12 protein-coding genes are annotated in these 14,657 nt (G+C 41.5%); 9 read left to right on the top strand and 3 right to left on the bottom strand.

Annotated elements, in window-relative coordinates:
- Positions 1–263: 263 nt before the first annotated feature.
- Both pdxT and pdxS read right to left on the bottom strand, forming a co-directional pair.
- Complete coding sequence (gene pdxT, locus KQI32_RS03975; protein ID WP_216424059.1) at positions 264–830, bottom strand: pyridoxal 5'-phosphate synthase glutaminase subunit PdxT; 567 nt, start codon at positions 828–830, stop codon at positions 264–266.
- Position 831: 1 nt separating this feature from the next.
- The gene (gene pdxS, locus KQI32_RS03970; RefSeq protein WP_216424058.1) at positions 832–1,710 is read right to left on the bottom strand and encodes a pyridoxal 5'-phosphate synthase lyase subunit PdxS; all 879 of its coding nucleotides are present in this window, start codon (positions 1,708–1,710) and stop codon (positions 832–834) included.
- Positions 1,711–1,842: 132 nt separating this feature from the next.
- On the opposite strand from pdxS, the gene KQI32_RS03965 reads away from it, so the two are divergent.
- Positions 1,843–3,234: a PLP-dependent aminotransferase family protein gene (locus tag KQI32_RS03965; RefSeq protein WP_216424057.1), complete on the top strand. Its 1,392-nt coding sequence runs from the start codon at positions 1,843–1,845 to the stop codon at positions 3,232–3,234.
- An 11-nt stretch (positions 3,235–3,245) separates the two neighbouring features.
- On the opposite strand, the gene murA is transcribed toward KQI32_RS03965, so the two are convergent.
- Positions 3,246–4,493 (bottom strand): UDP-N-acetylglucosamine 1-carboxyvinyltransferase, encoded by a 1,248-nt coding sequence (gene murA, locus KQI32_RS03960; protein WP_177689853.1) that lies wholly within the window; start codon positions 4,491–4,493, stop codon positions 3,246–3,248.
- A 161-nt stretch (positions 4,494–4,654) separates the two neighbouring features.
- On the opposite strand from murA, the gene cdaA reads away from it, so the two are divergent.
- The 8 genes from cdaA (at position 4,655) to KQI32_RS03920 (ending at position 14,641) form a co-directional block, all read left to right on the top strand.
- Positions 4,655–5,482, top strand: coding sequence for a diadenylate cyclase CdaA (cdaA, locus tag KQI32_RS03955; protein ID WP_177689852.1), 828 nt, complete (start codon positions 4,655–4,657; stop codon positions 5,480–5,482).
- Positions 5,479–6,438 (top strand): YbbR-like domain-containing protein, encoded by a 960-nt coding sequence (locus KQI32_RS03950; protein WP_216424056.1) that lies wholly within the window; start codon positions 5,479–5,481, stop codon positions 6,436–6,438. The genes cdaA and KQI32_RS03950 overlap by 4 nt, the downstream gene beginning before the upstream one ends.
- A gap of 15 nt (positions 6,439–6,453) precedes the next feature.
- Complete coding sequence (locus tag KQI32_RS03945) at positions 6,454–8,037, top strand: NAD(P)/FAD-dependent oxidoreductase (RefSeq protein WP_177689850.1); 1,584 nt, start codon at positions 6,454–6,456, stop codon at positions 8,035–8,037.
- A 66-nt stretch (positions 8,038–8,103) separates the two neighbouring features.
- The gene (gene glmM, locus KQI32_RS03940; protein ID WP_216424055.1) at positions 8,104–9,453 is read left to right on the top strand and encodes a phosphoglucosamine mutase; all 1,350 of its coding nucleotides are present in this window, start codon (positions 8,104–8,106) and stop codon (positions 9,451–9,453) included.
- A 265-nt stretch (positions 9,454–9,718) separates the two neighbouring features.
- Positions 9,719–11,548: a glutamine--fructose-6-phosphate transaminase (isomerizing) gene (gene glmS / locus KQI32_RS03935; protein WP_177689848.1), complete on the top strand. Its 1,830-nt coding sequence runs from the start codon at positions 9,719–9,721 to the stop codon at positions 11,546–11,548.
- Between the two features lie 179 nt (positions 11,549–11,727).
- Positions 11,728–12,072: an outer membrane protein assembly factor BamE gene (locus tag KQI32_RS03930; RefSeq protein ID WP_216424054.1), complete on the top strand. Its 345-nt coding sequence runs from the start codon at positions 11,728–11,730 to the stop codon at positions 12,070–12,072.
- A 152-nt stretch (positions 12,073–12,224) separates the two neighbouring features.
- Positions 12,225–14,117 (top strand): ABC-F family ATP-binding cassette domain-containing protein, encoded by a 1,893-nt coding sequence (locus KQI32_RS03925; RefSeq protein WP_216424053.1) that lies wholly within the window; start codon positions 12,225–12,227, stop codon positions 14,115–14,117.
- Positions 14,117–14,641, top strand: coding sequence for a GNAT family N-acetyltransferase (locus tag KQI32_RS03920; protein WP_216424052.1), 525 nt, complete (start codon positions 14,117–14,119; stop codon positions 14,639–14,641). Before KQI32_RS03925 ends, KQI32_RS03920 begins: the two co-directional genes overlap by 1 nt.
- Positions 14,642–14,657 lie beyond the last annotated feature (16 nt).

Here is a 14,657-nt window from a genome sequence, read left to right as displayed (position 1 = left end):
CGTTTTTCTTTTCTGCGCTCCCTTTTTAACAGATTGTGCACAGGTCGATCTCCTGTTAGTCCTAATACCTTTTCTATTTCTTTATGTGTCATCCCTTGGTTGAGCATTTCTTTAATTTGAGGCAATAGTTCTAATGTGTGTTGATATTTTCTCGACATAACATTAACCCCCTACTGTAGTATATTATCCTACAATAAGGGGCTTTTGTCTATTGTCCGTTTTTACTGGACTTGTTCACTTTTTTCACTAGGGGCTTTGCCCTATTATATCATCTTTTCAGCAAAATAACGGTGTATACTCAAATCATCCGTCAATTCCGGATGAAAGGAAGTTGCCAGCATATTTTTTTCTTTGACTGCCACGATATGATTATTTAATGTCAGAAGCGATTTTGCCGCTCCGGAAATGCCGGATACATAAGGCGCTCGGATAAAGACCAATTCAATTGGCTGCTTGGAAATTTCACAAATTTTTTCTTTCGTGGAAAAGCTGTCCAATTGACTTCCGTATGCATTCCTCTTTACCTTGATATCCATTACGGCTAGATGAGGCTGTTCATCTTCGATCTCTTTTGCCAGAAGAATCATCCCTGCACAGGTTCCCCAGACGGGCAAACCGTTTTCTATTTTTTCTTTTAAGGGAGCAAACAGACTGCAGCGGTTTAAAAGCTTTCCTATGGTTGTGCTCTCTCCGCCAGGGAGAATAATTCCGTCGATCCCAGCCAGATCAGCAGGCTTTTTCACTTCGGTAATCCGGCAGTCCAATTTTTCCAGCATTCTGCGATGCTCTTCCACCGAGCCCTGCAATGCAAGAATTCCGATATTTTTCATTTTACCAGCCTCTTTTTGCAAAAAGGCTGTTTTCGTCGATATCATTGATATCCAAGCTGTACATTGCATCATCCAAGTCCTCTGATACCTCCGCAATGACCTTAGGATCGTTATAGTAAGTGGTTGCCTGAACGATCGCTTTTGCACGTTTTTTCGGATCAGAGGATTTGAAGATGCCGGATCCGACAAAAACACCCTCGCTTCCCAGCTGCATCATAAGAGCGGCATCAGCCGGTGTTGCGATACCTCCGGCTGCAAAATTGACCACCGGTAATTTTTTATTTTCCCATACATAGGTGACAAGATCGTACGGAGCACCGATTTCTTTGGTGTAGGTCATCAGTTCTTCTTTTCCCAGAGCGGAAAGAGAAGCAATGTCGCGGTTGATGGTTCTCATATGACGCACGGCTTCCACTACATTACCGGTTCCAGCTTCCCCTTTTGTACGAATCATGGAAGCGCCTTCGCCAATTCTGCGCAGTGCTTCGCCAAGGTTTCTGGCACCGCAAACAAAAGGAATTTTAAACTGAAATTTGTCAATATGGTACATATCATCTGCAGGAGTAAGCACTTCGCTTTCATCGATATAATCAATTTCCAGGGCTTCCAACACTTGCGCCTCCACAAAATGACCGATGCGGGCTTTTGCCATAACCGGAATAGAGACACTTTGTTTGATTTCTTTAATCAATTTGGGATCACTCATTCTGGCTACACCACCCTGCTTGCGGATATCGGACGGTACTCTCTCTAATGCCATAACCGCAACGGCGCCGGCTTCCTCCGCAATGACAGCCTGCTCTGCGTTGACAACATCCATAATCACGCCGCCCTTTAACATCTGGGCTAAATTTTTGTTTAGTTCATACTGATTACTCATTTTATTTTCCTCCAATGCTTGATTATTTGGTGTATTTCATGTACAATAACTGTATCGATACAGTTTGTTCGTATGAATTGTATGTATTTTAGCAAAGGGTTTTCTGTCTGTCAAGAAAGGAAGAAAAGAAAAATGAAAAGTGTTTCGATACAGTTTGAAGATCAAAAGCGGCCTCTTTATCAGGTTCTCGCAGACCAGCTGGAGGAAAAAATAAAAAAAGGGATTTATAAGAGCGGACAAAAACTTCCATCCTACCGAAAATTGATTGCTGAATACGGAGTCAATCTTTCAACGGTAACTCATGCAGTGAAACTGTTGGAGGAGAAGCAGTATGTCTTGTTAAAACAGGGGGCTGGCGTGTTTGTCACAAGCAAAATTCAGGATAATGAAAAAAAACAAACAATCCATTTATGCCATCCTGCAAAAGAAGATATCAACTTTATGGGAAACAATCCGAACAAAGCGGTGTATCCTATTCAGAATTTTGACAGTATTTTAAAGAGGATCCTTCATCAGGACGGCGAAGATGTCTTTGACTATCAGGAAATTGAAGGATATTTGCCATTGCGGAAAACCATTTGCAGATATCTTAATAAGTATCAAAATATTTTTGCAAACTACCGGGATGTAATAGTGGTTTCCGGCTCTCAGCAGGGAATTGATTTGATTTCCCGTTCTGTCGCGCAGTGGGGAGATGTTGTATTTATCGAAAAGCCGACTTATACGGGTCTGAAAAATTCGTTTGCGCAGGCAGGCGCATTGGTTTATGGGATTCCTTTAAAGCAGGACGGAATGGATTTGGAACAATTGGAACGAATGATCCAGATTTATCATCCGAAATTTTTATGTATTACATCCACATTTCAAACACCAACGACAATATCCTATCGACAGGATACCATTTCAAGTATTTTAAGATTGGCTGATAAATACAATTTTTATTTGATTGAGGACGATATATTAAGTGATATTAATTTCGGAGCTCCCCGGAATTTTTTGAAAAGCCAGGATCGGAGCGATCGGGTATTTTATATCAAGAGCTTTTCCAAGATCACAATGCCTGGGGTACGCCTTGGATTTGTTGTCGTTCCGAAAGTATTCCGAGAGCGTGTGGCTGCGGTGAAAGAAAACCTGGACGTTTCTCTTTCGGGTTTGTTTCAGCGATGGCTCAATGTATTTTTAAGAGAACATATTGAAGAGCATCTAAAAAAAATTGTCTCTTTTTATGAAGAAAAATACCAGATCGCTCTAGCATACATGAAAGAGTTAACCTATTATAATTTTAATTATGAAGAGCCGGAAGGCGGATTTAACTTTTGGATAAAGCTTCCCGGAAATCTTTCTATGAAACCGTTCTATGAATACTGTGTTTCCAGAGGCGTATATATCATGCCCTCACAGTCGTTCTACGGTGCCTCTCAGAAAGAGGACTATTTTCGCCTTTGTTATGTGCAGAATGAGAATGAAAAATTGATACGCGGCATCGAGCTTTTAAAAACAGCTTATTTAAAATGCAGGAATTGAAAAAAGAATGCTCAATCAATCCGAACAATATTTGCGCCCAGCTGATTCAAATTTTCATAGAACTGATAATAACCTCGTGTAATATATTGGCAGTCCGAGATTTCCGTTTCTCCATCTGCGTGCAGACCGGCTATTACAAGAGCGGCTCCAGCCCTCAAGTCAGTAGCTTTTACTTTAGCGCCGGTTAAAGCGGCCCCTTCAATAACCGCTGTCCGGCCTTCTGTTTTGATATTTGCTCCCATGCGTTTTAGTTCTCCAAGGTGCATAAAACGATTTTCAAAAATGGTTTCAGTGACAATGCTGGTGCCCGGAATGCCGGACAGATAGGAGGAGAACTGTGCCTGCATATCGGTCGGAAAGCCTGGATAGGGAAGTGTTTTTAAATCAATTGGCTTGAAACGTTCCGCCGCATTTACTGTGACGGAATTATAATTCTCAATCACCTCGATACCGGATTCCCTCAGCTTTGCAATGATAGGTTTTAAGTGTTCACAAATGACATTGCTGACCGTTACATGACCATGGCAAGCCGCGGCTGCGACCATGTAAGTGCCGGCTTCAATCCGATCGGGAATCACACGGTGATCTGCACCGGACAAATCTTTTACTCCGCTAATTTTTATCGTATCTGTTCCGGCACCCGAAATTTCAGCACCCATACTGTTTAAAAAATTGGCTAGATCTGTGATTTCGGGCTCAATCGCCGCGTTTTCAATAACAGTCTGTCCTTCTGCCAGACACGCTGCCATGATCAGATTTTCGGTTGCCCCCACACTTGGAAAATCCAGATAGATTTTGTTTCCGGTCAGCTTATCTGTAAATATTTCAATATATCCATTCTGTTTGCTGATGATAGCTCCAAGAGCTTCAAAACCTTTGAGATGCAGATCTACCGGTCTGGCACCGATAGCACATCCTCCCGGATAAGAAATCTCAAGATGTTTATATTTTGCCAGCAGGGGACCTGCGATCAGAAAGGAAGCTCTCAGTTTATTGGTGAGTTCATAAGGAAATTTTAAATTTTTCAGCGGTTTTGGCTGAATCGACAGGGTGGTATTCCGCCTTCTTACCTGATAACCGGCATGCTTTAAAATTTCACACATATTCTCAATATCCGCAAGAGGAGGAATGGATTTTATAACGCATGGCTCGTTTGCGAGAAGTGTTGCCGCCAAAATAGGAAGGGCTGCATTTTTTGCACCGTTAATTTTAACGCATCCTTGTAAGGTATCTGCTTTCGTCAAAACAATTTTAGACATATTTTCCTCCTCGATTTATGTATTTATGCTTCTCTTATCATTATGAACAAAAAGAACAGGTTCCATTCACTCAAAAATGTAACAAAAATGTAATAAAAAAAAGATGACAAACAGCATAAAAAAATATATAATAAAGATATTAAGGAAACTGAGGTGGAAGCATGCCCTCATCATACTTTTTATCGACAATCCGTTTTACAGATATCCTGGATATCCTGATTGTCGCTTATCTGATTTATAAAATAGTGGGATATTTTAGAGAAACCCGGGCTTTTCAGCTTTTGAAGGGTATTGTTATTCTGCTTGTTTTTATGCAGTTAAGTGAGTTCATGCAATTAAACACGATCAGTTTTATTTTGAGAAATACCATGCAGGTCGGGGTTATCGCGCTTATTGTAATATTTCAACCAGAGCTTCGCCGCGCGTTGACTCAAATTGGAAATAAAAAACTGAGTCTTTTCGGCGTGGATGAAAACGAGGCAAAAACAAAGACGGAATACGTGGTTGGTCAGGTTACGGAAGCCTGCGAAATGTTATCAAAACAGCGAATTGGCGCACTGATTGTTTTTCAGAGAGAGACGAAAATCGGTGATATTATCCGGACTGGAATCAATATGGACTCAGAAGTTTCCTCTGAGCTTTTGATCAATATTTTTATTCCAAATACACCTCTTCATGACGGTGCCGTTATTATCGGAGCAAACAAAATCAAAGCTTCTGCCTGCTTTCTTCCGCTTTCCCAGAATGAAAACCTGAGCAAGGAACTCGGAACGAGGCACCGTGCCGGAATAGGAATTACAGAGAGTTCAGATGCAGTGGCCGTTATCGTATCGGAAGAAACCGGGAAAATTTCGATTGCTATGAACGGTACCCTTACCAGAAATATAGCTGGAGAAACGCTGCAAAAGGCACTTCTGAAGATGCTGGCCAGTGAAAAAAGCCAAAAGGCGGATAAGAAAAAAAGCGTCTGGAGGTTTGGGAAAAAATGAACAAAATCAGAAATGTCTTAAGACATAATATCGTTTTAAAAATTATTTCTGTCATTGCAGCTATCCTTTTTTGGATCTATGTCCAAATGGTACAAAATCCGGATATTGAATATACCTTTACAAAGATGCCGGTCAATCTTGTCAACACCAATTATCTTCAAAAAGAAGGATTTGTTCTGCCGGATAAATTTGAGGCATTCGTGGATGTCACTGTCAAATGCCAGCGGTGGAAGCTGAATGAAATCGGCAGAGATGACTTTACTGTCTATGTGGATTTGACAGAAGTCTATGAGGATGGAGATGTCACCTTGCCGGTCAAGGTTCGTGTGAACAATGAAAATATTGTGGTAGCAAATAAAACCCCTTCTTCCGTCACAATGTTTGTCGACAAAATGATCAAGGAAGAAATTCCGTTGGAGCTTCGCCTAAACGGGAATTTAAAATCCGGCTTTTATACGGATGAAGATTTGGTTTCCACAACGACTCAAAAAGCGGTTGTAAGCGGTCCAAGCACACTTATCAGTAAAATCGATAAGGCGGTCGCTGAAATTGATATATCGGATAGAAACGATTCCTTTACACAAGAGTGTAAAATTATATTGATGGATAGTGAGGAAAAGGCGGTGACCAACGACAATCTTACGATCGTTCCTCAAAACGCGGAGGTGAATGTCCGTGTACTTGCCAAAAAGGTTGTACCAATTGAAATTTCAGGAATTGATCCAAATATACAGTATGAAATTTTGCCGGGTGGTCTTGAAATAGCTGGAAGTCCGGCTATCTTGAACGCCATTGATAAATTTACCATACAGGATTTTCATCTTCTCTCCACCAATATTGGGTATGAACAGAAATATAAAATCTCTGTTCCCAGTGATATCATTCTGCTAAGTGAAGGGGAGATAACGGTGAAAATTACGCAAAATGCTGTGGAAGTTCCTGCAGAGAACCAATAGAAGGAGATTTATTTATTGAAAGCGATTTTAAGCAATATTGCCATGCCATTGGGTCATACAGAGGAAGAGTTGTTTGCAAAATGCCGGCAGAAATTAAGATGCGGCAAAGAGCAAACGTTTCAGGTTGTTAAAAAATCGGTAGATGCCCGAGACAAAAAGAATATTAAAATTGTTTATTCTGTTTCCTGTGACATGGAACGGATTTCAGGACATGCAAAACTTAATAAAGAGGTTAAATTAAGTTCTGAAAAAGAACCATTGAAGTTAAAGGAAGGAAAAGTCTTGCAGCCCGATCGTCCGATTATCATCGGAAGCGGGCCTGCAGGGCTTTTTTGCGGTTATTTTCTGGCTGAATATGGATTTCGTCCGATTATCATAGAGCGCGGCAGCGAGGTAGAACAGAGAACCAGGGAAGTACAAGATTTTTTTGAGACAGGAAAATTGCTTCCAGATTCCAATATTCAATTTGGAGAGGGCGGGGCAGGCACCTTTTCGGATGGAAAACTGGTTACCCGAATCAATGACAGCCGATGTGACGAGGTTTTAAAAATTTTTCACCGATTCGGAGCACCTGCGGAAATCTTATATGAAGCAAAGCCTCATATAGGGACAGACAAGCTTCGGCAGGTGGTCAAAAATATGCGGCTGCATATGATAGAGCAGGGCGCATCCTTTCTTTTTAACACCACTGTCAAATCTCTTCTTGTATCCAGCGAAAGAGTTAGAGGAGTAGTTACAGAAAAAGGCGAAACGTTCTCTTCCAACCTAATCATTCTCGCTGTAGGTCACAGTGCAAGGGATGTCTATGAATATCTCGCCCGGACTGGGATAGAAATGGAGAAAAAGCCTTTTTCTGTGGGTGTTCGGATAGAGCATAAGCAAGAATTCTTAAATCGTGCCCAGTATGGAATATTTTGGAATCATCCTCAGCTGAAAGCGGCGGATTATCAATTGTCCTATCGGGAAGGCGAACGGGGCTGTTACAGTTTTTGTATGTGTCCTGGCGGAATGGTTGTCGCATCCCAGTCAGAAGAGGGGACTGTTGTGACGAATGGAATGAGTGAGTATTTACGAGATGGAGAAAATTGTAACAGCGCAATTGTGAGTTCCGTATTGCCAAATGACCTGGAACATGATATATTAGCAGGTGTGCGTTTTCAAAGAATGCTGGAACGCAGGGCTTTTTCTATGGGCGGAAACGATTATTGTGCACCGGTTCAGCTCTCCCAAGATTTTCTGAATCATGAGAAAAGTACAAAATTTTTTGATGTGATACCCACCTATCCGATTGGAACTGCTTTTTCGGATTTTCATGAAATTTTTCCGGCATCCGTAAAAAAAATGCTGGAGGCCGGACTGAATGCTTTTGATAAGAAAATCAAAGGTTTCTCCAGCCAGAGCGCGGTTCTGACCGGCGTGGAGACCCGCACCAGCGCTCCGCTTCGTATCCTGAGAAATAGCGAAACGCTGGAGAGTATTTCAGCAAAAGGACTTTTCCCTGCAGGGGAGGGCGCCGGGTATGCAGGCGGTATTACCAGTGCTGCGGTAGATGGTATCCGAATCGCAGCAAAAATCATTGAAACCTATCACCCTTGCTAAAATATATTCGGTTTTTAAAAACCGAGTTTTATATATTTTAAATATTTATTTTAAGGAGGACCCAACATGGGTAAATTATTTGGGACAGACGGCGTAAGAGGCGTTGCAAATACGGAGTTGACAGCTGATTTGGCGTACAAAGTTGGTAAAGCTGGTTCCTATGTTCTTGCAAAAGAGACGCATCACAGGCCGAAAATCTTAGTGGGCATAGACACTAGAATTTCTTGTGATATGCTGCAAAACGCGCTTGCTTCCGGGATTCTGTCAGCCGGGGGAGATGTTTATATTCTCGGCGTAATCCCGACGCCTGCCGTAGCTTATCTTGTCAGAAAGCACAAGGCTGACGCGGGAGTTATGATATCCGCTTCCCACAATCCAATGGAGTATAACGGGATAAAATTTTTCAATGGCAGTGGGTTTAAGCTGAATGATGAAATGGAGGATGAGATTGAAGAGATCATTTTTCATGGCATGGAATCCCTGCCCACACCTACGGGCGGCGATCTGGGAAGAATTTATGATCTGACATCTGCAGCACAGGAGTACCGTGATTTCATCAAGAGCAAAAATCAGGAGGATTTAAGCGGGCTGAAACTGCTTTTAGACTGTGCAAACGGTGCGACTTCAAACTATGCCGGCAGTATTTTTTCGGATTTAGGCGCAGAGGTGACTGTTATTCACAATCAACCGGATGGGACGAATATCAATCAAAATTGCGGTTCCACCCATATGGAAAGTCTGAAAGAAAAGCTTCTTTCCGGAAGTTATGATCTCGGAATAGCCTATGACGGGGACGGCGACCGTGTGCTTACTATGACAGCGGATGGCGAACTGGTGGACGGTGATAAAATCATTGCAATCATCGGTAAATACTTAAAAGAACAGGGAAAACTTTCAAACAATACCATTGTAGGTACGATTATGAGTAACCTGGGATTAAAGCTCATGGCGGAGGAAAACGAGATGGATATCATTCTTTCCAACGTTGGTGACCGCTATGTTCTGGAAGATATGCTGAAAGGTAACTTCAGTATCGGAGGCGAACAGTCCGGTCATATCATTTTGCTGGATTACAACACGACAGGAGATGGTATTATGTCTTCTCTGGTTTTGCTCAATGTGATGAAACACAGCAAAAAAACATTAAAAGATTTATCTGAGATTATGACGACAATGCCTCAGGTTTTAGAGAATGTTAAAGTGCCAAACGATAAAAAAGCAGCGGTGATGGCCGATAAGGAAATCGCAAAGGAAATCAGCCGTATTGAGGAATTGCTTAATGGGAAGGGAAGAGTTCTGTTAAGACCATCCGGCACGGAACCCTTGATTCGGATTATGCTGGAAGGACCGGATGTTTCAGTCATTCAGGATGAAGCCGATATCCTTGCAAAATTAATTCAAACAAAACTTTTATAATATTTTAAAAATAAAAACAGGAAAGGATTTGATTCGTAGTATTTATAAAGCGCCAGTACTATTCTCTTTCTAAGAATAGTTGACGAGGTTCAGGGCTATCGAAGTTTTCGGCGGATACCCTGACGGAGTGCTTCCTTCGTAATGATTCTGACAAAAACTCAGGTGACTGGGAAACAAAACGGGATCAGCGAAGCAGAGAAAATTGAATAGAAATGCTATGAGTTGCTCCCTTTCCTGTTTTGGAAAATTTAGGAGGACTTTAAACATGTGCGGAATTGTTGGTTATATTGGGGAAAAGAAAGCGGCACCCATTCTGCTTGACGGGCTGTCCAAACTGGAATACCGGGGCTATGACTCCGCTGGTATTGCGACCATTGAAAACGGCGAGCTGAGTATTGAGAAATGCAAAGGCAGATTGCAGAATCTCTGCGATAAAATTCAAAACGGAGAAGCACTTCAAGGAAAGATTGGAATCGGGCATACCCGCTGGGCAACCCACGGCGCGCCTTCCGATTTGAATTCCCATCCTCATAAGTGCAGTCAATCTCTCTTTACTGTGGTGCACAATGGAATTATCGAAAACTATCTTCCGCTGAAGGAAGAACTCACCGTACATAAACATGTACCGTTCGTCTCGGAAACAGACACGGAAGTGATTGCTCATCTGCTGAGTTATTATTATAACGGTAATGTTCTGGAAACCATTCAGAGAGTCATCAATGCAGTAGAGGGTTCTTTTGCGCTTGGCATTCTGTGTCGAGACACACCGAACACTTTGTACGCTGTCAAAAAAGATAGCCCTTTGATTGTCGGAAAGGGAAATGGAGAAAATTTTATCGCATCGGATATTCCCGCTCTTTTGAATTACACAAAGGATTTCTATCTGGTTGATGACGGGGATATTGTAATGCTGAAAAAAGACAGTCTGTTCTTTTTTGACAGGAAGCTGCATCCTCTGAAAAAAGAACCGTTTGTTGTGGATTGGGATTATTCTCAGGCTGAAAAAGGCGGATACGCGCATTTTATGCTGAAAGAAATCCATGAACAGCAGAAAGCGGTCAACGATACGGTTAGCGAGCGAATCGGTGAAGAGGATATTGTATTTGAAGATTTTCATTATGGGGAAGATGAACTGAAGGCTTTACACAGCATCCGGATTGTGGCCTGCGGTTCTGCTTACCACGTCGGTGTGATCGGAAAATATGTGATTGAAAAACTCGCGCGGATTCCAGTCGAGGTTGATGTGGCCTCCGAGTTCCGCTATAAAAATCCCATTCTCCAAAAGGATGTTATGTATATTATGATAAGTCAGTCCGGTGAGACTGCGGACAGTCTGGCTGCCATGCGTGAAATCCGAAAACAGGGATATAAAGTTCTTGCGGTTGTGAATGTTCTCGGAAGCTCTATCGCCAGAGAGGCAGACAGTGTAATTTATACGCATGCCGGACCGGAAATTGCAGTGGCCACAACCAAAGCATTTAGTGCCCAATTGGCCGTGATGGATATGCTGGCGCTGAAAATAGCGCATGTAAAGGAAACGATCACCAAAGACGCCTATAAGGAAGCTTTGATGACACTCCGCAATATACCTGCCAGAATTGAAACAGTGGTTTCCAATGCGGACAAGGTAAAGAAACTTGCTTCCAGATTAAAAAATGTGGGCAGTGTTTTCTTTATTGGCAGAGATATTGATTATGCGGTTTGTCTGGAGGGTTCGCTGAAGCTGAAAGAAATTTCTTATATTCATTCTGAAGCTTATGCCGCAGGAGAGTTGAAGCATGGAACCATTTCTTTAATTGAGGAAGGTGTTGTCGTGGTTGCAATTGTAACACAGCCACATGTCCGCGAAAAAGTAATTTCCAATATCAAAGAGGTGAAAACGCGAGGGGCTTTTGTGTTTGCAGTTGCGAACGAAGGGGATGAGGAGATCCGAGATATCGTTGATTTCGTCTATTATATTCCCAAAACGAATCCGGTGTACACACCAAGTCTGTCCGTTTTGCCGCTTCAGGTGTTTGCCTACTGTGTCGCAAAAGAAAAGGGATGTGACATTGATAAGCCGAGAAATTTGGCAAAATCCGTTACAGTGGAATAAAAAAGTTTTTCTTTCAGAAAAACACAGGCTTGCTTCGCTCGTTGTTTTTTGCAACATACCACTGTGCGCAATTCCGCAAAGTTTACTATGTTGTAAAAATAAATCCGAAAACCGGTTGTAATTTTCCTTCTTCTGTAATATAATAATGATACTAATTATAAAAAGAAGGAGTGGTTGCTTTGAAAAAGAAAGGCTTTTTTATCGCATCTGCTGTCGCCGCGGTTTCAGCTGCAGCCGGCGCTGTCGCTTTTAAGTTTAATAAAGACAGAAAAACCTTTACAAAAGAGAGATGGGACAGAGATGTTGCTAACCGGTATAAAATGGCTGATTCTCTTATCCGGGATCACATTGTGATAGGGATGTCGAGAACGGAAGTGATTGAACTGCTTGGCATTAACGGAATCAAAAATAATAAAAAAGATTCTATGGAATATTATGTAGGACTGGAAACGGATCAGCCGAAAATTCTCATCATTGATTTTGATGAGGAAGATAAGGTGCAAAAATGTACAGCATGTGTTTAATATAAATAATGGCTGTATTATATCTGTCAAAAAGACGATGCAAAAAAGCATCGTCTTTTTGACAAATTGCTTGCTGTGTTTTCTCAGGTTATATTTGACTTATGCATAAATTTATAATAAAATATTTTTATGGCAAATGAAGGAGAGAAAGCATGCTGGTAAATTTAATTGATATACAAAAGAATTTCGGTGCCTTTGAAGTACTGAAACATATTCATTTAAAAATAGAAGATAACGACAGAATCGGCTTGATCGGCGTCAATGGCGCAGGGAAAACGACTCTTTTAAATATTCTGACCGGAGAAATGGAGTGTGACGGCGGGGAAATTGTCACAAAAAACGGCATTAACATCGGCTTCTTGAAGCAGAATACCGGATTGGATACTGCCAATACGATTATGGATGAAATGAAACTGGTATTTCGAGATCTTATTTGTATGCAGAAGGAATTAAAACGCCTGTATGATGAAATGGCTCTGCTTTCCGATCATCACTCAGCTTTATGTCAGGAGCTATCTTCAAAAATGGCTAAACTGCAAACCGTGTTTGAGCAGAAAGACGGCTATCAAATCGAGGTGAAAATTAATACAATTCTAACTGGTATGGGATTTCAGGAGAAAGACAATGATACCATTATTTCTACTTTAAGCGGCGGGGAAAAGACACGGCTTGCTCTGTGCAAAATCCTTTTAGAGGAACCGGATTTACTGGTTTTGGATGAACCGACCAACCATTTGGATTTCAAAGCATTGACTTGGCTGGAGGAATATCTAAAAAACTATAAAGGCGCTATTCTGATGGTATCTCATGACCGTTATTTTTTGGACGCTCTTGTAACGGAAATTTGTGAACTGCGGAAAAACGAATTGATCCGGTATCCTGGAAATTATACAAAATATAAAGTGCTAAAGCAGGAACGGTTGGAGTTTCTGGAAAAAGAATATGAAAAACAGCAAAATGAGATTTCCTCTTTGAAAGAATATATCGCCAAGAATAAAGTGAGGGCCTCCACGGCGAAAAGTGCCCGCAGCAGGGAAAATACATTGGAACGTATGGAGTTAATCGAAAAACCGGATGATTATGACAAGACCGCAAAAATCCGTTTTGAATATGATTATGAGCCGGTGAAGGATGTACTTCAGATTGAAAACCTGAGACTGACGGTGGGGGATGGCATCGTTTTAAGTGAAAGTATTAATTTTCACGTGTTAAGAGGAGAAAAAATTGCGTTGGTTGGAGCAAACGGCGTTGGAAAGTCAACTTTGCTGAAAACCATTCTTGGAAAGCTTCCCGTTTCCGTAGGAAAGATTCTGGTAGGACGCAATGTCAACACCGCCTATTTTGAGCAGGAAAATACAGAGCTTCACATGGAAAAATGTCCGTTTGAAGAACTTCATGACCGCTATCCCAATCTATTTGAACAAAAAATACGCACTGCTCTTGGCTGTGTGCTTCTCACCGGAGAGAACGTGTTTAAAAAAATCAAAAGTTTAAGCGGCGGGGAAAAAGCCAAACTCAAATTTGCAGCTATGGTACTGAAAAAAGGGAACTTTCTGATTCTTGACGAACCGACCAACCATTTAGATTTGAATACCAAGGAAATTATCGATCAAGCTCTGCAGGCATATAAAGGCACAATTCTTATGGTATCGCATGACCGCTATCTCTTAAAAAAAGTGCCGACAAAGATCATTGAAATGACAGGAAAAGAACTTTTTATTTATCCTGGAAACTATGAGGATTACCTGTCCAGGAAGAGACAGATATCTACAGAGCATGAAACGCCAAAGGAAAAGAAAGCAGAAAATAATCGTTATTACCGTTCCAAAGAGGAAAGGGCCGCGGAAGCAAAACGCAGAAATGAGTTAAAAAGACTGGAGAACGCGATTGCGGAATATGAAAATGAAATAACGGAATTGGAATCAGCTATTTCAGACGAGCAAACGGCTTCCGATTATATGTTGCTGAGTGAAAAATGCAGCCGGATGGAAATATGCAAAACAGAGTTAAACAGACTTTATGAGGAATGGATGGTATTGCAATAATGATTTTGGAAACAGAAAGGCTTATTCTGCGTGAAATGGATCAGGGGTATTTTTTTGCACTCTGTAAAATTTTACAGGATAAGGACGTGATGTATGCTTATGAACATGCCTTTGAAAAGGATGAAGTCCAGAACTGGCTAGACAGGCAAATGGAAAGATACCGTGAATATGGATTTGGACTTTGGGGTGCTGTGCTGAAAGAAACAGACGAAATGATAGGACAATGCGGCCTTACCATGCAGGATTGTGCTGGAGAACAGGTGCTGGAAATCGGTTATCTGTTTCAAAAAGCTTATTGGCATATGGGATATGCAACGGAAGCTGCTGTAGCCTGCAAGAATTACGCTTTTGAAGTACTTGGGGCAGAGACCGTTTATTCCATTATCCGGGATGTTAATCTTCCTTCTAAAAAAGTGGCTTTGCGCAACGGTATGTCAAAATGTGGTGCTTTCTTGAAACATTACTATGGGGTGGATATGCCACATGATATTTATTGTATTACAAGAGATCAGACGAATTGCTGAAACGTTCAAACGTATC

This window comes from Acetivibrio sp. MSJd-27 (assembly GCF_018918095.1).
GTDB lineage: Bacteria > Bacillota > Clostridia > UMGS1840 > HGM11507 > HGM11507.
This window is presented reverse-complemented; position numbering and strand designations above follow the sequence as displayed.